The organism is uncultured Empedobacter sp. (assembly GCF_937930195.1).
In the GTDB taxonomy this organism is placed as follows: Bacteria; Bacteroidota; Bacteroidia; order Flavobacteriales; family Weeksellaceae; genus Empedobacter; species Empedobacter stercoris.
Genome location: NZ_CALGVK010000046.1, coordinates 1 through 23,587 on the forward strand (window position 1 = coordinate 1; position 23,587 = coordinate 23,587).

General features: G+C 31.1%; 24 protein-coding genes. 11 read left to right on the plus strand and 13 right to left on the minus strand.

The annotated features are described in order from the left end of the window. Positions 1-804 (minus strand): hypothetical protein (locus Q0616_RS02530; RefSeq protein WP_298774826.1); only part of this gene is annotated, 804 nt, incomplete at its 3' end. 564 nt (positions 805-1,368) lie between these two features. Here Q0616_RS02530 and Q0616_RS02535 point away from each other — a divergent pair. Then, a complete protein-coding gene (locus Q0616_RS02535) occupies positions 1,369-2,124 on the plus strand; it encodes an acyl-CoA desaturase (RefSeq protein WP_260542978.1) in 756 nt (251 codons plus the stop codon). 35 nt (positions 2,125-2,159) lie between these two features. On the opposite strand, the gene Q0616_RS02540 is transcribed toward Q0616_RS02535, so the two are convergent. Both Q0616_RS02540 and Q0616_RS02545 read right to left on the minus strand, forming a co-directional pair. Then, entirely contained in the window at positions 2,160-2,768 is a 609-nt protein-coding gene (locus tag Q0616_RS02540) for a methyltransferase domain-containing protein (protein ID WP_260542976.1), read from the minus strand. Further along, complete coding sequence (locus tag Q0616_RS02545; RefSeq protein WP_284583591.1) at positions 2,768-3,679, minus strand: hypothetical protein; 912 nt, start codon at positions 3,677-3,679, stop codon at positions 2,768-2,770. The genes Q0616_RS02540 and Q0616_RS02545 overlap by 1 nt, the downstream gene beginning before the upstream one ends. A gap of 416 nt (positions 3,680-4,095) precedes the next feature. On the opposite strand from Q0616_RS02545, the gene Q0616_RS02550 reads away from it, so the two are divergent. Further along, positions 4,096-4,809 carry a CoA transferase subunit A gene (locus Q0616_RS02550; RefSeq protein WP_171622125.1) on the plus strand — a complete coding sequence of 238 codons (714 nt, stop codon included), beginning with the start codon at positions 4,096-4,098 and terminating at the stop codon, positions 4,807-4,809. Positions 4,810-4,814: 5 nt separating this feature from the next. Next, a complete protein-coding gene (locus Q0616_RS02555) occupies positions 4,815-5,471 on the plus strand; it encodes a CoA transferase subunit B (protein WP_171622126.1) in 657 nt (218 codons plus the stop codon). An 80-nt stretch (positions 5,472-5,551) separates the two neighbouring features. Here the strand turns inward: Q0616_RS02555 and rimO are convergent, their stop codons facing one another. From rimO to Q0616_RS02575, 4 genes are all read right to left on the minus strand, one after another. Continuing rightward, complete coding sequence (gene rimO / locus Q0616_RS02560; protein ID WP_171622127.1) at positions 5,552-6,856, minus strand: 30S ribosomal protein S12 methylthiotransferase RimO; 1,305 nt, start codon at positions 6,854-6,856, stop codon at positions 5,552-5,554. 182 nt (positions 6,857-7,038) lie between these two features. Then, positions 7,039-8,076, minus strand: a complete 1,038-nt coding sequence (locus Q0616_RS02565) for a glycosyltransferase (RefSeq protein ID WP_298774838.1) — start codon at positions 8,074-8,076, stop codon at positions 7,039-7,041. A gap of 6 nt (positions 8,077-8,082) precedes the next feature. Continuing rightward, complete coding sequence (locus tag Q0616_RS02570; RefSeq protein WP_171622129.1) at positions 8,083-8,517, minus strand: DUF2750 domain-containing protein; 435 nt, start codon at positions 8,515-8,517, stop codon at positions 8,083-8,085. A gap of 5 nt (positions 8,518-8,522) precedes the next feature. Continuing rightward, the gene (locus Q0616_RS02575; RefSeq protein WP_171622253.1) at positions 8,523-9,680 is read right to left on the minus strand and encodes a THUMP domain-containing protein; all 1,158 of its coding nucleotides are present in this window, start codon (positions 9,678-9,680) and stop codon (positions 8,523-8,525) included. Between the two features lie 164 nt (positions 9,681-9,844). On the opposite strand from Q0616_RS02575, the gene Q0616_RS02580 reads away from it, so the two are divergent. The 4 genes from Q0616_RS02580 (at position 9,845) to Q0616_RS02595 (ending at position 13,565) form a co-directional block, all read left to right on the plus strand. After that, a complete protein-coding gene (locus Q0616_RS02580) occupies positions 9,845-11,620 on the plus strand; it encodes an aminopeptidase P family protein (protein ID WP_298774841.1) in 1,776 nt (591 codons plus the stop codon). Between the two features lie 126 nt (positions 11,621-11,746). After that, entirely contained in the window at positions 11,747-12,127 is a 381-nt protein-coding gene (locus Q0616_RS02585; protein ID WP_171622131.1) for a transcriptional repressor, read from the plus strand. Positions 12,128-12,132: 5 nt separating this feature from the next. After that, positions 12,133-12,861: a class I SAM-dependent methyltransferase gene (locus tag Q0616_RS02590; RefSeq protein ID WP_298774844.1), complete on the plus strand. Its 729-nt coding sequence runs from the start codon at positions 12,133-12,135 to the stop codon at positions 12,859-12,861. Beyond that, positions 12,858-13,565 (plus strand): ZIP family metal transporter, encoded by a 708-nt coding sequence (locus tag Q0616_RS02595; RefSeq protein WP_171622133.1) that lies wholly within the window; start codon positions 12,858-12,860, stop codon positions 13,563-13,565. The genes Q0616_RS02590 and Q0616_RS02595 overlap by 4 nt, the downstream gene beginning before the upstream one ends. 42 nt (positions 13,566-13,607) lie before the next feature. On the opposite strand, the gene Q0616_RS02600 is transcribed toward Q0616_RS02595, so the two are convergent. The 3 genes from Q0616_RS02600 to Q0616_RS02610 all read right to left on the minus strand — a co-directional run bounded on the left by Q0616_RS02600 (position 13,608) and on the right by Q0616_RS02610 (position 15,831). Beyond that, positions 13,608-14,201 (minus strand): hypothetical protein, encoded by a 594-nt coding sequence (locus Q0616_RS02600; RefSeq protein WP_298774846.1) that lies wholly within the window; start codon positions 14,199-14,201, stop codon positions 13,608-13,610. A 70-nt stretch (positions 14,202-14,271) separates the two neighbouring features. Then, complete coding sequence (locus Q0616_RS02605) at positions 14,272-14,970, minus strand: pseudouridine synthase (protein WP_171622135.1); 699 nt, start codon at positions 14,968-14,970, stop codon at positions 14,272-14,274. Positions 14,971-15,036: 66 nt separating this feature from the next. Then, complete coding sequence (locus Q0616_RS02610) at positions 15,037-15,831, minus strand: prohibitin family protein (RefSeq protein ID WP_171622136.1); 795 nt, start codon at positions 15,829-15,831, stop codon at positions 15,037-15,039. 292 nt (positions 15,832-16,123) lie between these two features. Here Q0616_RS02610 and Q0616_RS02615 point away from each other — a divergent pair, with 292 nt between their 5' ends. Continuing rightward, positions 16,124-16,861 (plus strand): epimerase, encoded by a 738-nt coding sequence (locus Q0616_RS02615; protein ID WP_298774849.1) that lies wholly within the window; start codon positions 16,124-16,126, stop codon positions 16,859-16,861. Between the two features lie 199 nt (positions 16,862-17,060). Here the strand turns inward: Q0616_RS02615 and lpdA are convergent, their stop codons facing one another. The 3 genes from lpdA to Q0616_RS02630 form a co-directional block, all read right to left on the minus strand. Next, positions 17,061-18,461, minus strand: coding sequence for a dihydrolipoyl dehydrogenase (gene lpdA / locus Q0616_RS02620; protein WP_298774851.1), 1,401 nt, complete (start codon positions 18,459-18,461; stop codon positions 17,061-17,063). Between the two features lie 254 nt (positions 18,462-18,715). Further along, on the minus strand, positions 18,716-19,729 hold the full coding sequence (locus Q0616_RS02625; protein ID WP_260542954.1) for a 3-oxoacyl-ACP synthase III family protein: 1,014 nt from the start codon (positions 19,727-19,729) through the stop codon (positions 18,716-18,718). Positions 19,730-19,812: 83 nt separating this feature from the next. Continuing rightward, complete coding sequence (locus tag Q0616_RS02630; RefSeq protein WP_260542952.1) at positions 19,813-20,688, minus strand: DMT family transporter; 876 nt, start codon at positions 20,686-20,688, stop codon at positions 19,813-19,815. 175 nt (positions 20,689-20,863) lie between these two features. Here Q0616_RS02630 and Q0616_RS02635 point away from each other — a divergent pair, with 175 nt between their 5' ends. From Q0616_RS02635 to Q0616_RS02645, 3 genes are all read left to right on the plus strand, one after another. Next, positions 20,864-21,670 carry a TerC family protein gene (locus Q0616_RS02635; RefSeq protein WP_260542950.1) on the plus strand — a complete coding sequence of 269 codons (807 nt, stop codon included), beginning with the start codon at positions 20,864-20,866 and terminating at the stop codon, positions 21,668-21,670. A gap of 48 nt (positions 21,671-21,718) precedes the next feature. Continuing rightward, positions 21,719-22,534 carry an HAD family hydrolase gene (locus tag Q0616_RS02640; RefSeq protein WP_298774856.1) on the plus strand — a complete coding sequence of 272 codons (816 nt, stop codon included), beginning with the start codon at positions 21,719-21,721 and terminating at the stop codon, positions 22,532-22,534. Positions 22,535-22,612: 78 nt separating this feature from the next. Continuing rightward, a complete protein-coding gene (locus Q0616_RS02645) occupies positions 22,613-23,500 on the plus strand; it encodes a polysaccharide deacetylase family protein (protein ID WP_260542946.1) in 888 nt (295 codons plus the stop codon). Positions 23,501-23,587 lie beyond the last annotated feature (87 nt).

A 23,587-nucleotide genomic window follows, 5' to 3' on the forward strand; every position in this document is an offset into this window, starting at 1 on the left:
CACTAAACAATTACATACAGAACCACGCCCTTTACCAATTGCAATTCCGCTTTTTCTAGCAAAATTTACATAGTCCTGAACAATCAAAAAATAATCCTCAAAACCATGATAAAATATTACATCTAGTTCTTCAAGACAACGTTTCTTGTATTTTGGTGTCCATTTCCCTTTCCGCTTCAAACCCTTTGCAACTTCACTCTTTAACTTCTTTTTGCTATCTACATCATTCAGGTTTGGAAGAATCAACGGTAACTCGTCAATTATACCGCCTTCTACTTTATCATAAATTTCTGACATATTGTCAACAAATTTCTCTGCTAAAGAAATTGCATTTTTTATTTTTCCTTTGTATGTTTTTGCAAAACGTTCAACAATTTCATATTCTGTTGGCATATATCTTTCACCATATGTTTCTTTTACATTTAATGTGGTTTTACCAATCTCATGCATTTTACAATATGTATCAAAATCTTCTTTACTTCCAAAATGACTATCAGAGGTTAAGATACATTTTATTTTTAACTTTCTTGCCAACCCCATTAGAATATAATCTGTATTTTCCTGTGTTCCTGTACAAATATTATTTACAAAAATCATGGTAGATTTTTCTATATTTCTCATAGATTGCGCTCTTTCTCTATCTACACGTGGTATTAAAATTCCCTCCACTGTTTCCAGATTCCCAGTAGGATTAACAGCTGTAACATCTAATGTTGTTTTAGGATCACTTGTTCCAATTCCAACTTGAGCCATAACATAAGCCGTAGGTAGAGCAAATGCTATTGCAAGTAAAACTTTTTTCATAAATTTATTATTAACTAAACCAATGCAAAGGTATAAAATAGAATAACCCTAATTTGCAACATGAATTACATAGCAATACTTTTCAATATTTTATCCATTTAATAAACGGATAAAAACTGATATATCTTTAATTAATAAAATTCAAAATATTAATATGATTTAAGTCATTCCTTAATAATTTTAACTTATAAATAAAAATATTATACAATAATTTCATTAATTTTTAATCATTAAATATAAAGCTTATTCAAATTTATTGAAAAAACAGCCTTACTTTTTATGGTAATTAAAACCTAACGATTAGCTAAACCATTGTGTGTCTATAACTATTCTGAAAATTATTAGTTTAAAAACAAAATTATAGTCTTTATTATTTTTATTCAAATCATATATTTTTCTACTAAGAATCTAATCGTTTAAAATTAAATAGGTAAATTTTTTAGATGAAGAGTATTTCATGTTTTTTTTCATTATAAATAATCCAATATTATTTAACATCTATGATATTGATTAGTCCAAAACACAATACAAAACCCTATATTTGTAGAAATTTTAAAATTAGTAATGACAGCAGTAATCATTATCTTCATCATACATTGGTATGCTTCTTTATTTTTCCAAACTTTTTTTCATCACAGATATGCTTCTCACGCAATGTTTACGATGTCTAAAACATGGGAAAAAATATTTCATGTTTTAGCTTGGATATTTCAAGGTTCATCTTATCTAAGTCCATATACTTACGGTGTTATGCATAGACATCACCACGCGTATGCCGACACAGAAAAAGATCCTCATTCACCACAATATGATCCTAACTTCTTTGCAATGATGTGGAGAACTCGACTTGTTTATAACGAAATTGATCATGATAAAGCACAAGTTTTAGAAAAGTTCAAAAAAGGGGTTCCAGCTTGGAGATCTTGGGATGCTTTCGCAGGAAATAATGCGGTGAGATTAGCTTGGGTAATTATTTACATTTTGATTTATATGGCAGTCGATGCACCGTTATGGACGTATTTTGTATTTATTCCACTACAAGCTTTGATGAGTCCATTACATGGTGTAATCATCAATTGGTTTTCACACAAATTAGGTTACCGTAATTACGATGTTGGAGACACTTCTACAAATTTAATGCCGATAGACTGGCTAATGTGGGGAGAATGTTTGCACAACAATCACCATAAATTTGGTGGACGTCCTAATTTCGCCGTTAAAAAATGGGAATTCGATCCGATGTATCCATGTATCTGGGCAATGAATAAACTAAATATTATTCAGTTCAAAAAAGGAAAATTAGACACCGATTATATGTAAAATAAAAAAAGCGATTCAATCAAGAATCGCTTTTTTTATTTCTTTTGATAAACGTTACTTTCGATGTACTTCTTGAAAAAGAATTGACTGTCAATATTCTCATATCTTTTAGCGAAAACTTGTTGCATTTTGGGTAATTGAGTTATATCTAAACCTATAGCAATTCTAAAAAATCTCAACATAAAGTTTGTTATTATTTTCTGCCAACCGTTTTGATCTTGAGTGAAATCTACATAAAACCAAATTCCTTTAGGCTTCAAATTATCATTCAATTGATCAACTAATTTTTCTGCTCTTTCCTGAGAAAAATGATCAAATAAAAAAGTGGTCATCACTACGTCATATTTTTTTGACGTTTTAAATTCAAAAATGTCTGAAACAATAAAATTGATTTTCAAATTACTTGTGTTTACTTTTTTTGCTAAATCAATCATTTTAAAAGAAAAATCAATATAATCTATTTCTAATTTCAAGTTGTGTTGTTCTAACGCTGAAATAAACTTTCCAGCTCCTCCTCCTATCCACAGAATTTTGTCACCATCTTTTAAATGTTTTAAAATCAAAAAATGAGCTTGATGTTGCCTATTCAAAAAAAACAACTGACTCAACGAATGATAATATGGTGCAATAAAATTGTAATTCATTATTCAAATAAAATTACGCTTAAAATTCCACAAATTGCTTTGAAAAAAATCATTCCATCAATCGCAATTAAATAATACAAAATAGGTTTTGGACGATGAAGTCTCACTGCAAAAATTGCCAAACAAATTATCGGGATTAACATAAATAAAATTCGATGCAATGGCAAATCATACCAAATACCAAAAAGGACAAAACTTAAAAAACCTAAAAAGATCAAAGGTAAAATGATACGATTTAATGTAAAATGATAACCATATTTCACTACAAATGTTTTCAAATTTCGATTGTTATCGTCTTCATAATCTTTCAAATCAAACAAAATTGCATTTACAACACAATACATAAAAGTCTGAGAAAATAGAAAATAGAATTTTGCATCGATCATATAATGTGTTTTATTTTTTAACATCAAGAATAAAACAGGTAAAAAAACAGTCGTAATTGCCCATGTCCAACCAATTAAAAAAGGTTTCAATAACATCGTTTTTCTCAACGAAATTCCCAATTTCAAATCATAATAACCGAAAGACAACAATGCTGTAAAGAATAAAACAAAAAACCATTTCCAAGATAAAATATCATAATTTGGTAAACATCTGATTGCCAAAATTGAGCCTGAACAAAAAGCGACAACAAGTAAAAAATAAGTAAAATATCGAATATTTTTTCGGTGATCAATATAGAATTGAATACGAGGATTTTGAGATGCTTTTACTTGTTTTGGAACACGATAAGCGTACAAATAAAATAAAACCGTGATGGAACTAATAAAAGAATAATATGCTATCGAATTAAGTGGTAAACCAATTTTAATATTCGTTTCAATATTCAAAGCTATTGAAAGTAGAATTAAAAAAAAATTAGAAAAAAAGATGTTTTCGATTACTCGATTTTGTACTTTTTGTTCCATTTTTTCGTTTTTTTAATCGTTGAATAAATCAAGTATCGAATTTCCATAAGTCAAACAGCAGGAAATTTTATTTAATCCAAATATATAATTTTATTCTGAATGGATTTTATTTTTTGTATTCAATAATAGATTAAAAACTGATGATTGATGCAAAGTTTTAAAAAATTACAGCAAAATATTTCGTGTAAAAAGAATTCTAAATTCCATCTAATCAATTAAGAGGATTTGGGTTTATCTGATTATGTAAAATTAGTTATAGTTTTAAATTTTTTCATTTGTACGAATGACAGAAAAAGACCTAATAAAGTGGCTAAATTTTATCTTTTCACAAGATTTATTATAACGGATAATTGAAATATGAGAGGTTTTTATTTATCTTTAGCGTATAGAAATATACTCAATCAAACACAACAAAAATGATAAACAAAAAAGTAAACAGCATCGAAGAAGCACTACAAGGTGTAGAAAGCGGAATGACGCTTGCTGTTGGAGGCTTTGGACTTTCTGGAATTCCTGAAAATTTGATTCAGGGATTAGTCAACAAAAAAATCAACAACCTTACTTGTATTAGTAACAATGCTGGTGTTGATGATTTTGGTTTAGGATTATTATTGCAAGGAAAACAAATCAAAAAAATGATTTCTTCTTATGTTGGTGAAAATGCTGAGTTCGAACGTCAAATGCTTTCTGGTGAATTAGAAGTAGAATTAATTCCGCAAGGAACTTTAGCTACACGATTGATGGCTGCCGGTTATGGAATGCCTGCAATTTTTACGCCTGCAGGAGTTGGAACTGAAGTCGCTGAAGGAAAAGAAATTAGAAAATTCACGTTTCATGGAATCGAAAAAGAATATTTGTTAGAATATGCTTTCGAACCAGATTTTGCATTAGTTAAAGCTTGGAAAGGTGATACAGCAGGAAATTTAGTTTTCCGTGGTGCAACTGCCAATTTTAATCATCCAGCTGCGATGTGTGGAAAAATTACCATTGCTGAAGTGGAAGAATTGGTGGAAGTCGGTGAACTTGATCCAAATCAAATTCATACACCAGGTGTTTATGTGAATCGTATTTTACAAGGAGAAAAATACGAAAAGCGAATTGAAAATAGAACTGTTCAACCTAAACCATAAAGGCAATGTTAGATAAAAATGGAATTGCAAAACGTATTGCGAAAGAAGTTAAAGATGGATATTATGTGAATTTAGGCATCGGAATTCCAACATTGGTTGCCAATTATATTCCTGAAAATGTAAATGTTGTTTTGCAATCAGAAAATGGATTATTGGGAATGGGACCTTTCCCTACAGAAGGTGAAGAAGATCCTGATTTTATCAATGCTGGTAAACAAACAATCACCACTTTACCTGGTTCAGCCTTTTTTGATTCGGCAATGAGTTTTGGAATGATTAGAGCTCGAAAAATTAACTTAACTATTTTAGGCGCAATGGAAGTTTCTGAAAATGGAGACATTGCAAATTGGAAGATTCCAGGAAAAATGGTAAAAGGAATGGGAGGCGCAATGGATTTAGTCGCTTCTGCAGATAATATTATTGTTGCCATGCAACATGTAAACAAAGCAGGAGAATCTAAATTACTACCAAGTTGTACGTTACCTTTAACAGGAATTAATTGTGTTAAAAAAATTGTGACAGAATTAGCTGTGTTAGAAATTTTACCAGAAGGTGGATTCAAATTATTAGAACGCGCACCAGGTGTTTCGGTAGAAGAAATTAAAAATGCAACTGAAGGAAAATTAATTATTGAAGGAGAAATCCCTGAAATGATTTTATAAAATCAATTATTAAATTGTTTTATACTAAACATAAAAAAACCACTCAATCGAGTGGTTTTCTTATTGTTATATAGCTTGAGTTAATCAATTACTTTACCTATTAAATCGAATTCATACGCTTCGATAATTTCTACATTAACAAAATCACCAATTGGTAAATAAGTATCTACTGCAGAAATTAAAATTTCGTTGTCAACATCTGGCGAATCATGTTCAGAACGACCAATAAAATTATCACCTTCTTTTCGATCTATCAACACTCTAAATGTTTGACCAATTTTTTCTTGGTTCAAATCGTAAGAAATTTGAGATTGAATCTCCATAATTTCTTCCACACGTTGTTGTTTTACTTCCTCTGGTACATCGTCCACTAAATTATAAGCATGTGTATTTTCTTCATGAGAATAAGTAAAACATCCTAAACGATCGAACTTTTGAGCTTGAACCCACTCTTTCATTTCTTGGAAATCTTCTTCCGTTTCTCCTGGATAACCACAAATTAACGTCGTACGAATGGTCATTCCTGGAACTTTAGAACGGAAAGCTTCTAATAAAGCATTCGTTTTTTCTTTTGTTGTTCCACGACGCATCGATTTCAAAATGTTTGTCGATATGTGCTGCAAAGGAATATCTAAATAATTACATACTTTAGGTTCTTCACGAATTACATCTAAAACATCTTCTGGGAATCCAGCTGGAAAAGCATAATGTAAACGAATCCACTCGATCCCTTCTACTTTTACCAATTCTTTTAAAAGACTTGCTAATTCGCGTTTTTTATAGATATCTAATCCGTAGTAAGTTAAATCTTGTGCGATTAAAATCAATTCTTTTGTTCCATTTTTCGCTAATTTAGTTGCCTCCGTAACTAAATCTTCGATTGGACGAGAAACGTTTCCACCACGCATCAAAGGAATTGCACAAAATGAACATGGACGATCGCAACCTTCGGCAATTTTTAAATACGCATAATGGCGAGGTGTAGTCGTTAAACGCTCCCCTACTAATTCGTGTTTATAATCTGCACCTAAAGCTTTTAATAACAATGGTAACTCACGTGTTCCAAAATATTGATCAACATCTGGTATTTGCTCTAATAAATCTGGTTTATAACGCTCAGATAAGCATCCTGTCACAAAAACTTTTTCTACTAAACCGTCTTCTTTACGTTGTACATAGTCTAAAATTGTATCAATACTTTCTTCTTTCGCATTATCAATAAAACCACATGTATTAATCACAACAATTTCTCCTGACTGCTCATGAACTACTTCTTTTCCATTTGCTTTCAATTGCCCCATTAATACTTCAGAATCATATACGTTTTTAGAACACCCTAACGTAATTACATTTATTTTCTTTTTCCCAGTCGATTTCGTACGCATTACTATAATTTAAGTGTGCAAAATTACAAAATTTTTAAGAGACTACCCGTAAAGATTAATTGGAAGTGATATAAATGCCTAAAATAAAAACTATTCTATGAAACAAATTCATGATAGAAGGTTTTCAACTCATCATTTTATCTGAATAAACATAATTTATACCCAGAATAATAAGTCAAAAATTAATCAATATGAAAATGACTTGGAAAAGCCTTTTTAGGATTTTGCTTAAGTAGATTTAATTTGAATTGACTTTCTAAAAATCCATATCCGTAATTAAAAAATTGAATTAAAGTCGTTTGAATAGATAGTAAACCTACAATCGCAGATTTGAATCGTATGGTTGAAAATATAAAGATTAAAAACATATAAATTAACCACAAAACAAAAGGAAGTTGCAGGATAAATTTATATGCTGGAACGATAAAACTCAATACTAACAAAAGAAAAGCAGCTATTGTTCCGACAAAAAATAAGCTCGGAAACCAAAAAGTTGGTTTGATGTATTTTGGATGACGTTGATTAAGAATTGGTCGAGCAACCCCAAATTGATAGACTTGTTTAGCAAATTTTTTCAAGGAAGTTCTACGTTTATGAATCACTTTCGAATTTTGAAACAAACGAGTGTCAAAACCATTTTCCCATAAACGCATCGATAAATCTGGATCTTCTCCAACACGTAAATCTGCAAATCCTCCCGTTTTTTCATAGGCTACACGAGAAATCCCCATGTTAAAACTACGTGGTTGAAATTTACCTATTTGTTTTTTACCTCCACGAATTCCACCTGTTGTCAGAAAAGAAGTCATCGAAAACGTAATGGCTTTTTGCAAATCTGTAAACGATTCATCTGCATCATCTGGTCCACCAAAAGCATCAACAAAATTAGTTATCAACTCCTTTTTTACAGATTCGATATAAGTTGATGGAATAATGGTATCAGAATCTAAGAAAATGAAATAATTTCCATTCGCTTTTTCCATACCATAGTTTCTCGATTTTCCTGGTCCTGAATTTGTTTTGTAGTAATAATGAAGATCTAATTGAGAATCAAATTTAGCACAAACCACATCCAATTTATTTGTAGAACCATCGTCTACAATGATAATTTCGAATGACTTATCCGTTTGTTTTGCTAAACTTGACAATAATTCTGTCAATTCATCTTGACGTTCGTAAACGGCAATAATTATCGAAAGTTGTAAATCTTCTTTTTCCAAAATAAATTATTGATTGAATGATTCTTTCAATTCCAAAGTTACTTGCTGAATTTCGTTTAAATTCTTAAAATGATTCAGTTTGAAAGTAGATTTCGTTTGATTTAATTCGTGAACAATTGCCAAAATGGTATCCAAAGGACTTTGCTCCTCTCCTTTTGAAGTTTCGTCAAAATTAATTCCAACCAAAGAAACTTCTTCAATCATTCCGAACAACCATTCTTCTAAAAAAGTATTCAAATCGATTGAATCAATTTTATGATTTTCCCATTGATTATGTTTCGCATTTTTAGCTAAATCTGTATTCGACCAAAAGCAAATCACCTCTAAATTAGAACCATCTTCATACTCAAATTCCTCTGAGTACGAAACAGCAAAACCTTCTTCTGAAGTTAAAATATATACTTTTTGATCTTGACAGATTTCTTTAATAAATTGACTCACTTTTCTTAATTTTGATTTTTAGCTTTTTTACTTCCTTCGTACATTTCATATTGTAAAAAGTCGCATTCTAATTTACCATTAAATACTTTTACTTTTCTCGAAGGACGTAAACCGACATATTTTTTGGCTTGTAAATCTGATGTAATAAACCACGCCAAAGTATTTGGATAACTCGATTTTAATGTATCTCCAATTTGTTTGTAAAATTCTTGGTTATTATTTTCGATACGCTCATCATAAGGCGGATTAAAAACCAGTAAAACTGGGAATAATTCTTTTTTAGATGTAAAAAAATCTTGATTTCTAACTTCAATAAACTCTTCTAAATCTGCAGATTTTATGTTTGCTTGTGCAATTTTCACCATCATTGGCGAAATTTCATAACCAACGATTTTATATTCTGATTCTTTGATTCGATTTAAACGTGTGTTACGAATTTGCGTAAACAATGTTTCGTCATAATCTGGCCAATTCTGAAAAGCAAAATGCTTACGATGAATTTGTGGTGGAATATGATTTGCAATCATCGCTGCTTCGATTAACAAAGTTCCCGAACCACACATCGGATCAAGGTAATTTCCTTTTCCATCATAACCCGCTTTTAACAACAAACCTGCTGCTAAAACTTCATTAATTGGTGCTGGTCCAGTTTCTTCACGATAACCACGTTTGTGCAGAGAATCTCCCGAAGAATCTAAAGACAATGTAATTTTGTCGTGCGAAATATGTAAGTTGAAACGTACATCAGGAAAGTCTTTATCGATACTCGGACGACGACCATCCTTTTCTTTAAAACGATCTACAATAGCATCTTTTACTTTTAACGCTGCATAATGCGAATGTGTAAAATAATCTGAAAAAACAGTTGGATCAATCATAAAAGTTTGATCGACATTCAAATAATTTTCCCAATGGAATTTCTTGAATTTCTCGTACAATTGATGATCATTTTTCGCTGAAAATGTAAGAATTGGTTTTTGTATACGTAATGCTGTACGCAGGCTATAATTGGCTTTATACATAAAACCTAAATCGCCATTAAATTCAACCATTCGGTTTTGAACTTTTACATCTGCTGCACCCAACGCTCTTAATTCTTGCGCCAATATTTCTTCGAAACCAAAAAAGGTTTTCGCAATCATTCTGAAATTTTCCAAGGAAATAAAATTTTTACAAAAGTACGGGAAATAAAGGAAATTGAGAAAGGAATAATCGATTTTCAATTTTCTAAACTTTCTTGCTTCAAGATTTTAAAACAATCGAGATTTTATTTTTCATTCTTCGTACCTTTCGCCCGTAAAAAAGTCAAATTTTAGAACGATATAAAATGGAAAAAATCACTGATCGTCTTTCAGCCTTGAGAGAAGTTATGAAACAAAATGGTGTAAGTGCAACTATTATTCCAGGTACAGATCCTCACGGAAGCGAATATTTACCAAATCGTTGGAAAGAACGTGAATGGATTTCAGGTTTCAATGGTTCGGCTGGTACGGCAGTTGTCACGTTAGAAAAAGCTGCTGTTTGGACAGATTCAAGATATTTTATTCAAGCAGAAGATCAATTGAAAGATACCACTTTCGAATTGATGAAAATGAAAATGCCTGAAACTCCTTCAATTAATGAATGGATTATTTCTCAATTAAAAGCAGGTGAAACTGTAGGTCTTAATCCACAGATGTTTGCACATCATGCATTTACTGAAACAGCGAACGAATTTACATTCAATCAACTTGCTGTTAAATCAATTGATTTAATTGACTTGACGAATAAAAACCGTGATGAATTACCTCAAAATCAATTCTACATTTATGATGTTAAATTTGCTGGAAAATCAGCTGCAGATAAAATTTCGGAGGTACGAAATGAAATGAAAAAAGCAAATACAAACGTTTATTTCATGAACTCGTTAGACGAAATCGCATGGTTATTTAATATTCGTGGAAATGATGTTAATTTTAATCCTTTGACAATTTCATATGCGGCAGTAGATACAGAAAATGCTTATTTATTCATAGATGAAGCGAAAGTAACTCCCCTTACAAAATCTGCTTTAGCAGCTGAAGGCGTTATGATTAAATCATATTTGGAAATATATGATTATCTACAAAACTTAAATGAAAAATCGCACGTTTTGGTGGATGGAAATCGTATCAACCAATCGCTTTACGAAGCTATACCTTCATCATCAACGATCAAATTAGCTTCATCAATTGTAACACATCTAAAATCACAAAAAAACGAAGTTGAATTAGATGGTTTCCGCCAAGCAATGGTAAAAGATGGTGTTGCATTGACGAAATTTTTCATGTGGTTAGAAGAAAATATCGAACAAAATATCAATGAAGTTACGGTTGCAGATAAATTAATCGAATTAAGAGCTCAACAAGAAAACTTTAAAGGTGCAAGTTTCGGAACGATTTGTGGTTACGCTGATCATGGTGCGATGAATCATTATTCTGCAACTCCAGAATCTGCTTATACATTAGGAAAAGAGGAAATGTTATTGATTGATTCGGGCGCACAATTTTTAGAAGGAACAACAGATATCACACGTACATTGATGTTAGGTGAGCCAACTGCTCAACAAAAAATTGATTATACATTGGTTTTAAAAGGAAATATTGCTTTATCAGAAGCTGTTTTTCCTGTTAATTCTCGTGGTTCTTTGTTAGATGTTTTATCACGTAAAGCGCTTTGGGAAAATGGTTTTAATTACGGACATGGAACAGGTCATGGCGTTGGACATTTCTTATGTGTACACGAGGGGCCGCAAAGTATTCGATTAGAAGAGAATTTAACTCCTCTAAAAGTAGGAATGGTTCTTTCGAACGAACCTGGTTTGTACCGCGATGGTGAATACGGAATTCGTATCGAAAACTTAATGGTTGTTCAACCAGCGATGTCAACTCAGTTTGGGGATTTCTTGAAGTTTGAAATTCTTACTGTTTCTACGATTGATACAAAATTAATTGATAACAATTTGATGACTACTCAAGAAATTGAGTGGTTAAATAACTATCACCAATTTGTATTCGAAAAAATTTCTCCATTCTTAGATGAGAAAGAAACAACTTGGTTGAAAGAGAAATGTAAAGCGATATAAATCGTTGACATAAATCGTTAACTGAATTCGTTTCGGAACTATTCAAAATAAAATCCTATTCGGCATGAATAGGATTTTTTATTTTCTAACTTTCTTTGTATTATTGCAACATATTTGCATTAAGAGATGAAACGACGAAATACACCAACCAAACAAGCGGTTATTGATTTGTTCAATTCGTGTTCTACTGCATTGAATCAAGAACAAATTGAGACACAATTGCAAGGAAAAATGGATAGAGCGACAATTTATCGTATTCTAAATAATTTTTGCGATGATGGAATGATGCATAAAGTTGTTGGCGATGATGGTGTAAACTATTTTGCGATGTGCAAAACAAGTTGTGAACACACCCAACATCATCACGATCATTTTCATTTTCGCTGTACAACTTGCAATCAATTAATTTGTTTGAAAGAAGAAATAAAAATTAATTTACCCGAAGGTTTCTCAATGCAAGATTGTAATTGTGTCATTACAGGAACTTGTCAAAATTGCCAAAAATAACAACAATGGATTTACAATGGTTTGTAAAATGGTTTAACTCGCCATATTATCATATTTTATACAAAAACAGAAGCTTAACAGAAGCAGAAGATTTTATCAAAAAAATCACCCATTACTTACAACTTCCGCAACATGCAAAACTGTTGGATTTAGCTTGTGGAAAAGGCCGACATTCGATTACGTTGAATAAATTAGGATTTGATGTTTTGGGAATAGATTTAGCCGAAGCAAGTATTTCTTTTGCAAAACAATATGAAAATGAACACTTAAAATTTGAAGTACACGATATGCGCGAAGTGTATCATCCAAACGAGTTTGATGCTGTTTTCAATTTATTTACAAGTTTTGGTTACTTCGAGAAATATGAAGATAATTTTAGCGTTTTTGAAGCCGTAAAACAACAAATTAAATCGCATGGAATTTTTGTGTTGGATTATCTGAATGCAGAAAAAGTTGTTTCACACATGATTCCCTATGAGGAAAAAGTAATTGACGGAATTTTATTTAAAATCACAAAGTCAATTGAAAATGGATTTATTAAAAAAGAAATTGATTTTGAAGATAAAGGCGAAACTTTTCATTTCGAAGAATATGTTCGATTGATTTATTTCAATGATTTCAAAAAAATATATGAAACTGAAGGTTTTGTATTAGACAAAGCTTTTGGGAATTACAATTTGGATGATTTTGATGAACAAACATCCGACCGATTAATTTTAATATTAAACAAATGAAAGAAAGTTTAATCTTAATTTCAAGTGTTTTAATTGGTGTGATATTCTCTCGAATTTTACTCAAAAACAAACACAACTCAAAATTACTGCTCACCTTTAGTGGTGCTTATTTCTTAGCGATGACCGTTTTAGAAATATTACCTCAAGTTTACGGACATCCCTCAGATCATCATAGTCATCATTCGATTGGTTTGTTTGTTTTGTTAGGAGTTGTTGTGCAATATATTTTAGAAACAATTAGCAAGGGTGTCGAGCACGGGCATATACATTTGCATAAAAAAGAGCAGTTTCCATTCGGAATTTTTGGAGGATTATTTCTTCACTCTATTATCGAAGGAATTCCCGTTGCAAATGCAGCTTCGCATGATTTTATGTGGGCAATTTTTGTACATAATATTCCTGTTTCGATGATTTTATTTAGCGCATTGTGTCAACATACAGAATCTAATGCAAAACGTTTTCTCTTTATGTCTTTGTTTGCATTAGCCGCTCCAATAGGTTATTTCTTAGGAAAACACACCATTATTTCGAACTATTCATTAGAAATGAGCGCAATTGTTTCTGGAATATTTTTACATATTTCAACGGTCATTTTATTCGAAAGTAACGAAGGACACAAATTTAATCTACAAAAATTTGGCTCAATTATAATTGGATTTTTATTGGCTTATTTAACCGTTTCTATGCATGTACATTCGCACTAAAATAAAAAAAAGAAGTTCAAAATTTGAACTTCTTTTTTTTTATTATAACATTTTTCGATGATCTAAAACTAAAATTTCTCCGTTTGAGACAAATTTCCATTTTTGATCTTTTTTGCATTCATTTTTTTCAGTCGTTGATTTAATATCAAATGCGACTTCTTTTCCCTTCATCGAAATTGAAGTGTGGTAATCACAATCTCCAATTTTTACATTTGTCGAAACAAAGTCATTCGCTAATATTTCTGTTTCAGGAATTGCTTTTATCGCTTCATTAATAATATTTAAATCCAATTCATTGTAAATTAATTCAAAATTATCCTTTACCAAATTTGTTGACAAACGAAAAGAATTTGATTCTACATCTGTTCTAATCGTCGTATTTTTTGTGCTCAAGTCTAATTCTTCAACACGTTTTGGACAATCTAAATAGTCTGGAAATTTAATTGATTCTTTACTTTGTAAATCTTTTTGAAATGCTTTAATTTCATAAAATAATTGTTTTTTATCCTCAGAAGCATCTTTAAATTCTGATGTTTCAGAAAGTTCTAACGTTGTAAGCTGTTTAACTTCTGACTTGTTCTCGGTGCAATTAAAGAAGAATAAAAATGTAAAAAGTGAGTAAATGTAATGTTTCATAAGCTTGTAGATTTTAATTACCTAATTTACAAAATATAACACTCAATTTCAACAATTTAACACTCCCTAATTATAGGTATTTTTTCAAATCCAATTTCAATATTTCTCCAACTTTAGTAAATTCCTCATTAACTTTCGCATGAAGCGTGATTTTTTTATTTGAAACAGGATGATTAAACACTAACTCATGGGCATGAAGCATCATTCCTTTCAATCCAAAATTCTCTAACCACAATTTATTCTGTTTATTACAGCCATGTGGACGACTTCCTAAAATAGGATGAAAAATGTGCCGAAAATGTTTTCGCAATTGATGCATTCGACCAGTTTCTGGAATTGCTTCAACCAAACAATAACGAGAAGTTGGATGATTATTGAAAGCCAATTCAATTTCAGCTGTTTGCAAGCGATGAAAGTAAGTAATTGCGTTTTGTTTTACACCATCATCATTGGTTAAATCATAATCTATTGTTAGCTCTTCTGGTGCCCAACCACGTAATATCGCCAAATATTTTTTTTCGACCGCACGTGTGGCAAAACGGTCATTCATAATTTTTAGACTTTCTTTATCTAAAGCAAATAAAAGTACGCCAGATGTTTTGCGATCTAAACGATGAATGGGATAAACGTGTTGCCCTCCTATTTGGTTGCGCAACTCTTGAACTGCAAAAACAGAAGCATCTCGCGCATAAAAAGATTTATGAACCAATAAACCACTTGGCTTATTAATGGCAATAATATAGTCGTCTTGGTAAAGAATTTCTAACATTAAGCAAAAATAAAAAGAGATTTGGTTTAATAAATCTCTTTTTGAATAATAATTATGTAGATAATGTTAATTAACTGCTTTGAAAAACGAAGGAGCGTTTCCATAAATAGCTGTTTTTCCATCCCACTTTTCTATAAATTGTTGTTGAATCAATAATTGATTTAAAGAAACTTTTCTCAATTCATTTGCTCTTGCTTCAGCTTCGGCTTGTACAATTAATTTTTTAGCATTTGCTTCCGCAACTTTTAATTCGTTTTCTACACGTTGTGCTTCTTGTATCGCGGCATTCTTAGCATTAATGGCTTTTGTAATTGCTTCAGGATATTGAATTCCACTTGTCAATTGTTCTAAAATAAATCCTTCTTGTTTCAAAAATGCATTCATTTTTTGCTGAACTCCATTTTCAAAAGCTTCGCGGCTGCTAATAATTTGATCTGTAGTAAATTTATTAAACTCGATACGGTAAACATCTTTGATATGATTAACTAAAGTATTCTGTAAAACTTCGTTAATATTACGACGATATTTTTTGAAAATTTTTGGCGATTCTCCATCTATAACTTTAAGCGAAATTGTAGGGTCAACCGTAAAAACAGAACCATCTTTTGCATTAACTGTGAATGCTTCATAATTGATAGTCTGCACATAAGTTGGAATTTCGAACACTTGTTCTGTCAAAGGATTATACCAAACTCGACCCGTTACTAAAGCAACATCTTGCACACCTTTGTCTGATCCGTACATTTTGACAAGTAAACCTTCGTGACCAGCATCAATGCGTTCTGTACAAGCTATTGCAACAACTAATAAAAATAATGAAAGTGTTCCTCCTGCAATTAATTTGATTAAATTTTTATTCATTCGTAAAATAGATTTTTTTGAAAATAATTAAAGTTGTAAAAATTAAAATACTTAACAATACGACGCCTATAACAACATGCAGTGTATTTGGTTCGCTAATTAATCCAAATATATATTGAATAGCAAACAATATAAACAGTAACCAAATGGGTACAAATGCAATTTTTAAAATTGTTTTGTTCGACATAATTTAAGTTTTGTTAAAAATATCATAAATAAATTTAATTTATAACATAATTAATCATTGTAAATAGTATTTATTGTATTTATATTTATCGAATGTTTTGAAAATATGAAGAAAGGATTAATTATTGGAAAAGGTTGGTTGGGAAGTCGCTTAGAAGAACATCTTGCAAAACACTATCAAATTACTTCAACCAAACGACAGTCTGATGCTCCAAATTGCCTTTCGATCAATTTCGATCAAACATCATTACAATGTATCGATACCAGTATATTCGAGTTTATTATTATTACCATTCCTTTTGGAAAACGCAATACTACAGATGAGTTGAGAATTAGATTTAATCAAATTATTCAGTTTATCGGAACATATAGTCGACCACTTTTTTTGATAAGTAGTACTGGAATTTATCCAGATGTAGAAAAAATTATCAGCGAAAATACGTTAGAAAAAGATAAGCTAAATCAACCTTATTTATTTATTGAAAACAAATTGCGAATACAATTTCCGCAGCTTAATATCCTAAGATTAGGAGGTATAATGGGCGATAATCGCCGTTTATCAAACTATTTAACTTTTGAAAGTCCTCATTTGAATCAAGTTGTTAATCATGTTCATTTTGAAGATGTTTGTCGAATTATAGCACAATTAATTCAACAAAATAAAACTTCATCTATTTATAATATTGTTGCACCAAAACATCCTACAAAAGAAGAAATTTTGAATTATCAACAACATCAAAAAATAATAAATTCTGAAATAAAAAAAGGTAAAATCATCTCGTCGGATAAAATTATCAACGAATTGAATTACCAATTTATATTTCCAAATCCACTTTATTTTTAACCTATCTTCTTGGATTCTTGCGTTTATTGTTTAAAACAAGAAGAAAAATCACAATTGATAAAACCGTAATTAAAATGGTGTCCCAATGTTCTTTGAATAGTGTACTTATATGATCCATTTTGATTTGTATTTAATTTTAAAAATAATAAAAAAAGCTGTTCTTACGAACAGCTTTTTGAATTTATCTTAAATCTATTGATTAAGCGTGAATTGCACGATTGTCTGTAGCAGCTAAAGCAGCTTCTTTAATCGCTTCTGCAAATGTTGGGTGTGCATGAGACATTCTTGTTAAGTCTTCTGCTGAAGCACGGAATTCCATTGCTGTAACTCCTTCTGCAATTAAATCAGCAGCACGAGCACCAATAATATGCATTCCTAAGATTTCGTCTGTATTTTTGTCTGCTAAAATTTTAGCAAAACCATCCGTATCCATAGAAGCACGTGCACGACCTAAAGCTTTGAATGGGAAAGAACCAACTTTGTACTCTACTCCTTCTTCTTTTAATTGCTCCTCTGTTTTTCCAACTCCAGCAACTTCTGGCCATGTATACACAACACCAGGAATTAAGTTATAGTTGATATGAGGTCTTTGACCTGCCAATTGTTCAGCAACCAATACACCTTCTTCCTCTGCTTTGTGTGCTAACATTGCACCGGCAACAACGTCTCCAATTGCGTAAACGTTAGAAACGTTTGTTTGTAAATGATCGTTTGTTTTGATACGTCCTCTTTCATCTACTTCGATTCCTACATTTTCTAAACCTAAAGAACCAGTGAAAGCACGACGACCAACTGCAACTAAAGCATAATCTCCGTTAATTTCAATTTCTTCTCCTTTTTTAGAAGTCGCTTTTAATGTTACATCGTTTCCATTATTTACAACTGAAGTTACACCTGTAGAAGTGTGGAATTTCATTCCTTGTTTTTTCAATACTTTTGTCAATTCTTTAGACAAAGCACCGTCCATACCTGGAATAACACGGTCTGCATATTCTACAACTGTTACTTGAGAACCTAAACGTAAATAAACTGATCCTAACTCTAATCCGATAACACCACCACCAATTACGATTAAGTGTTTAGGAACTTCTGTTAAAGCCAACGCTTCTGTAGAAGTAATGATACGAGTTTTATCTGTTGGTGCAAATGGTAATTCAGATGAAACTGATCCTGTTGCGATAATTGTATTTTTTGCTTCGATTTCTTGAGTAGAACCGTCTTTAGCAGTTACAACAATATGAGTTGCATCTTTAAAAGCACCTGTACCTTCTAACACATCAATGTTATTTTTACTCATCAAGTATTTGATACCAGCTACGTTAGTATCTACAACACCTGCTTTGCGAGCAATCATTTGAGTGAAGTTTACTTTTGGAGCATCAATTTCGATTCCGTGCTCTTTAAAGTGATTTACAGCATCGTAATAGTGATGAGAAGAATCTAATAAAGCCTTTGATGGGATACATCCAACATTAAGACAAGTACCACCTAAACTTTCTTTCTCGATAATTGCTGTTTTAAATCCTAATTGCGCGCAACGAATTGCAGCAACATATCCTCCAGGTCCAGCACCAATTACGGCTACATCATAAGAACTCATATAGTTTTATTTTGATTTTGTTATTATAATTTTTTAAACTCCACAAATATAACTAATCCCGAATATATTTGCGTTATAAAATTGTAATGAATTTTATCAATTTAGTCTATTATAAATAATATAAAAGTTTTTAAAACAATATGTATCCTATTTTTTAAAGAATTGATAATGATTTTACAGAAGTACAAAACCCTTCACTTTATAGCGAAGGGTTTTGTATATCATCTAAATTAATTTTAATTTCTATCGAATAATTACCAGTTTATTAACACAGATCCCCATGTAAATCCTGCTCCAAAAGCAGTCATCATCACCAAGTCTCCTTTCTTGATCTTACCTTCTTTTTTCGCTTCACTTAATGCAATCGGAATAGATGCTGCTGTTGTATTCCCGTAGCGCATAATGTTGTTGTAGACTTTTTCGTCAGGTAATCCTAATTGTTTTTGAACAAACTGAGAAATACGCAAATTGGCTTGATGTGGAATAAATAAATCTAAATCTTCTGGCTTTTTATTTGCAGCAGTTAATGCTTCTACAATTGATTCTGGAAAACGAGTTACCGCATGTTTGAAAACGTAATTTCCGTTCATGTACGGGTAAATCTCTTTTTTTGTTAATCCGTGATTATCTTTCAACAATTCGTCTGACCAACCTGTTTTAGTTCCTGGGAAAGTAACGGCTAATTCTTCCGCAAATTCTCCTTCTGAATGTAAGTTTGTTGATAAAATTCCACGACCTTCTTCTTCTGAAGCCGAAACAACTACCGCTCCTGCTCCATCGCCAAAAATAACAGAAACTCCTCGTCCTTCATCAGAATAATCTAAACCAAATGAATGAACTTCTGCTCCAATTACTAAAATATTTTTATAAATACCTGCTTTTATAAAAGCATTTGCTGTAGACAAGGCATACACAAAACCAGAACATTGGTTACGAATATCCATCGCACCAATTGTTCGACATCCTAATTCTTTCTGAACCAACACTCCATTTCCTGGGAAGTAATAATCTGGCGATAAAGTTGCAAATAAAATAAAGTCGATATCTTGTGCTGTGATTCCTGCATCTTCTAATGCATTTTTAGCCGCAATTACACCTAAATCTGTAGATGAAATTTTAGAGCCAGTTTCGATATGTCTTCTTTCAACTATACCTGTACGTTCCTGAATCCATTCATCATTGGTGTCCATTACCTCAGCTAAATCAAAGTTTGTAACTACACGTTCTGGCACATAGTGTCCGACACCTGTTATAATAGAGTTTATCATTTTTTATGGTTTACTTTTCAATTAAAACAAATGTATTAAATGATAACCATTTCTTAAAACAATTACGTCTTTATGACAACAAATTATTTAAAAAACTTTGCTTTTAAGATTCCATTCATAACGATAGAAAGTACCATTACTCCTGTAGCAATATAAAAGACAGGTGTCATAAGTTCTGAATCCCCAAAAATAAGACTTGCTAAAAAGATGCCGTAAACAGGTTCCAAATTTACGTTTAACATCATGGTAAAAGCACTTACATGTTTCAATAAAGCGACAGATTCAATTTGTGCAAATGCTGTAAAAATAACTCCAAGTAATATTAACCATCCTAAGTTTGACCAACTTACATTTATAACTTCCGTAATTGCATCTGGTTGTAACAGTACCATAATCAAAGAAAGTGTGATGAGTCCTCCAACCATTTCAAAAAATGTAACTTTTGTAGGTTTTATGCTTTTTGGTAATCTCGAATTAAGAACAGCAAATAATGCGGATAAAAAACTACATAAAATACCTATGATAATCCCTAATTTATAATCATCTGGTGATGCATTAAAAATAACAGCAACACAGGCTGAAACAATAATTGCTAAGATAATTTCGAGGAGATTAATTCGTCTTCTGAAAAAAATAGGTTCTAATACTGCACTAAAAAGTGCGCCCATTGATAGTGTGCTCAATGCAATAGAAATATTTGAAAGCTTAATAGATAAATAAAACGTAAACCAATGTATACCTACAATACCTCCAATTCCCAATAGTGTTAACAACTCTTTTTTAGAAACTTGAAAATCAGATTTCTTAAATTTCATGTAAACAAAAACTGCAATTGCGGCAATTAAAACGCGATACCAAACCATAGGCAAAGCATTCATGGTTACAAGTTTACCGAAAACACCTGTAAATCCCCACAATAAGACAAGAAATTGTAATCGGAACTGCACGTTTGAAATCATCTTTAGCTTTTTGGCAAAAGTAGAATTAAATTCTTGATTGTAAATAGCTTTTTGAATGAATTATTTACTAATAAAACTCTATTATGAAGTCAATATTAAATTAACATTAAATAATTATTTACATAAAATTAAATATCAATCTCGTTGTATTTTCGTTTTTTTTAAAAAATTATCAATGGATTTTAGTATTTTTTTACAACCCGATGCATTAATTGCATTGTTTACATTAACGATGTTAGAGATTGTTTTAGGAATCGATAATATTGTTTTTATCTCTATTTTATCAGGAAAATTACCTGCACATCAACAGAAAAAAGCACAACAACTTGGTTTATTCTTAGCCATGTTTACACGTGTTATCTTATTGTTTTCGCTAAGTTGGGTGATGAGTCTTACGACACCGTTATTTAATATTGGCGATTGGATTGGAATAACATCAATTGAATGGGTAGAGAAATTAGCAATTTCTGGGCGTGATTTGATCCTATTAATTGGAGGTCTATTCTTAATTTATAAATCAACCGTTGAAATTCATCACAAAATAGAAGGCGTAGAAGAAAACGAAGGAAAAGTAAAAGTACATTCTTTTGCTGGTACAATTATTCAAATCTTAATTTTAGACATTGTCTTCTCTTTAGACTCGGTGATTACAGCAGTTGGTATGGCAGAACATATCGAAGTAATGATTGCTGCAGTTGTCATCGCAGTAGCTGTAATGATGTTGTCGGCAAGCGCTGTTTCTAAATTTGTAAATGATCATCCAACAGTTAAGATGTTAGCATTATCATTCTTATTGTTAATCGGTGTTTCGCTATTAGCAGAAGGATTTGATCAACACATTTCGAAAGGATACATTTATTTCGCAATGGGATTCTCAGTTTTAGTTGAATTCTTAAATTTGAGAATGAAGAAAAAACATTCAAATCCTGGTGTTATTCGAAATATGGTTGGCGATGCAGAAGAACAAAACAAGAATTTATAACTATCTTTAAGGCCTCAACTAAGAGGCCTTTTTTATTCAATAAAATCAATGCAAAATATAAAATTAATAGTGACTGATATGGACGGAACTTTATTACGTTCAGATCATTCATTAAATCCTGAATTCTATACAATCTATGAAGAATTAAAACAAAATAACATCCTATTTGTGCCTGCAAGTGGACGCCAATATTATAGCATAATCAACTATTTTGAGCATATAAAAGATGAATTAGCGATTATTGCCGAAAACGGAACTTATGTAACGTATAAAGGTCAAGAAGTTTTTGTTGATGAATTGGATAAATCTGTAATAATAAAAATCATTGAAGAAGTTCGCAAAATTGATGGTGCTCACCTTGTTTTAGCAGGAAAAAATGCCGCTTATGTAGAATCGAAAGATGAAACGTTTTTAGAATATTTTAAAAATTTTTACGACAAAAATGTTTGGGTTGAAGATTTAACACAAATCGAGAACGAACAATTCATTAAAATAGCGGTAAATCATCAAGGAGGAACAGAACATCATGTTTTTCCAAGATTAATCAATTTTGAAAAACATGGCCTTAAAGTAGTTGTTTCAGGTGATGTTTGGTTAGATGTTATGAACAAAAAATCAAATAAAGGTGTCGCATTACGAGCATTGATGAATAAATTACATATTTCGTCTGAAGAAATCATTGTTTTTGGCGATTTTATGAATGATTACGAAATGCTAAATTTGGCAAAATATAGTTTTGCTATGGAAAATGCACATCCTTCTATTAAGGCAATTGCAAATTTTAGCGCTCCTTCAAATGATGAAGATGGTGTAAATCAAATAATTAAACAATATCTACAACAATTAAAAACCGTAAATACTTAATAATCTTATAAATAACATCAATTATTTAACATTCAAATCACATTAAATTATTAATTTCGCAAAAAACCTAAATAACCAATGTTCAAAACAAATAAACATCTAAAAAATGTTTTCGTAATCGCCTTTTTACTTGTCATTTTTTCGTGTAAAAACGAAAATCATTCCGTTCAAAATCAAACTTCAATTTCTGAACCGAAAGAAATTTTGCAAGATGATGTCGATTCTATTTATACCGTAAAAATTGACTCTTCTTTGTTACAATTAGACACAATTGTTAAAGCTGAAAAACTGCAAAAAGTTGATTCGACAAAACAATATGTTTATTTAACATTTGATGATGGTCCTTACAAAGGAAGTAAAAATATCAATAAAATATTAACAGAAGAAAATGTAAAAGGAACTGTTTTCTTGGTTGGTTTTAATGCTTTTACAAAAGATTTGAAACAAAATGTAGAAGATTATAAAGCAAATCCGAATGTAGAAATTGCCAATCATACTTTTTCTCATGCACGAAACAAATACAAAACTTTTTACAGCATACCGGAACAAGTTTATGAAGATATTCGCAAAAATGAAGTGGTTTTGGACATACATTCGCGCTGGGTTCGTTTGCCTGCACGCAATACGTGGCGTTTGAATAAACGTAAAAGAGACGACCCTATGAAAAATGCAATTCCAACTGCTGATTTAATCGCCAAAAATCAATATTATATTTATGGTTGGGATTATGAATGGAACCGCAACCAAGAGGGCTTAACTTCTCCCGAAAATATCTACAATGGTATTGTAAACCGTTTGGATCAAAATAAAACATTTGAAAAAAATCATTTGGTAATTTTGATGCACGATGATATGTTTAATTCTGATACAAATGCAGAAAAATTAAGACAATTAATCGTTTTGTTAAAACAAAATCCAAAAATTGTAATTGAAGGAATATCAGGATATCCTATAAGAATTAGCTAATAAAAATCAATGGATATATAAAGCCACTTCAATATAGACTGCACCCAAAAGTTTGGACAGATTAAAAATTAATAATTATAAAAATGA

Coding starts and splice junctions, on each gene's coding strand:
- Q0616_RS02535 (WP_260542978.1), top strand. CDS start 1,369: ATGACAGCAGTAATCATTATCTTCATCATACATTGGTATGCTTCTTTA.
- Q0616_RS02540 (WP_260542976.1), bottom strand. CDS start 2,768: ATGAATTACAATTTTATTGCACCATATTATCATTCGTTGAGTCAGTTG.
- Q0616_RS02545 (WP_284583591.1), bottom strand. CDS start 3,679: ATGGAACAAAAAGTACAAAATCGAGTAATCGAAAACATCTTTTTTTCT.
- Q0616_RS02550 (WP_171622125.1), top strand. CDS start 4,096: ATGATAAACAAAAAAGTAAACAGCATCGAAGAAGCACTACAAGGTGTA.
- Q0616_RS02555 (WP_171622126.1), top strand. CDS start 4,815: ATGTTAGATAAAAATGGAATTGCAAAACGTATTGCGAAAGAAGTTAAA.
- rimO (WP_171622127.1), bottom strand. CDS start 6,856: ATGCGTACGAAATCGACTGGGAAAAAGAAAATAAATGTAATTACGTTA.
- Q0616_RS02580 (WP_298774841.1), top strand. CDS start 9,845: ATGGAAAAAATCACTGATCGTCTTTCAGCCTTGAGAGAAGTTATGAAA.
- Q0616_RS02585 (WP_171622131.1), top strand. CDS start 11,747: ATGAAACGACGAAATACACCAACCAAACAAGCGGTTATTGATTTGTTC.
- Q0616_RS02590 (WP_298774844.1), top strand. CDS start 12,133: ATGGATTTACAATGGTTTGTAAAATGGTTTAACTCGCCATATTATCAT.
- Q0616_RS02595 (WP_171622133.1), top strand. CDS start 12,858: ATGAAAGAAAGTTTAATCTTAATTTCAAGTGTTTTAATTGGTGTGATA.
- Q0616_RS02600 (WP_298774846.1), bottom strand. CDS start 14,201: ATGAAACATTACATTTACTCACTTTTTACATTTTTATTCTTCTTTAAT.
- Q0616_RS02605 (WP_171622135.1), bottom strand. CDS start 14,970: ATGTTAGAAATTCTTTACCAAGACGACTATATTATTGCCATTAATAAG.
- Q0616_RS02610 (WP_171622136.1), bottom strand. CDS start 15,831: ATGAATAAAAATTTAATCAAATTAATTGCAGGAGGAACACTTTCATTA.
- Q0616_RS02615 (WP_298774849.1), top strand. CDS start 16,124: ATGAAGAAAGGATTAATTATTGGAAAAGGTTGGTTGGGAAGTCGCTTA.
- lpdA (WP_298774851.1), bottom strand. CDS start 18,461: ATGAGTTCTTATGATGTAGCCGTAATTGGTGCTGGACCTGGAGGATAT.
- Q0616_RS02625 (WP_260542954.1), bottom strand. CDS start 19,729: ATGATAAACTCTATTATAACAGGTGTCGGACACTATGTGCCAGAACGT.
- Q0616_RS02630 (WP_260542952.1), bottom strand. CDS start 20,688: ATGATTTCAAACGTGCAGTTCCGATTACAATTTCTTGTCTTATTGTGG.
- Q0616_RS02635 (WP_260542950.1), top strand. CDS start 20,864: ATGGATTTTAGTATTTTTTTACAACCCGATGCATTAATTGCATTGTTT.
- Q0616_RS02640 (WP_298774856.1), top strand. CDS start 21,719: ATGCAAAATATAAAATTAATAGTGACTGATATGGACGGAACTTTATTA.
- Q0616_RS02645 (WP_260542946.1), top strand. CDS start 22,613: ATGTTCAAAACAAATAAACATCTAAAAAATGTTTTCGTAATCGCCTTT.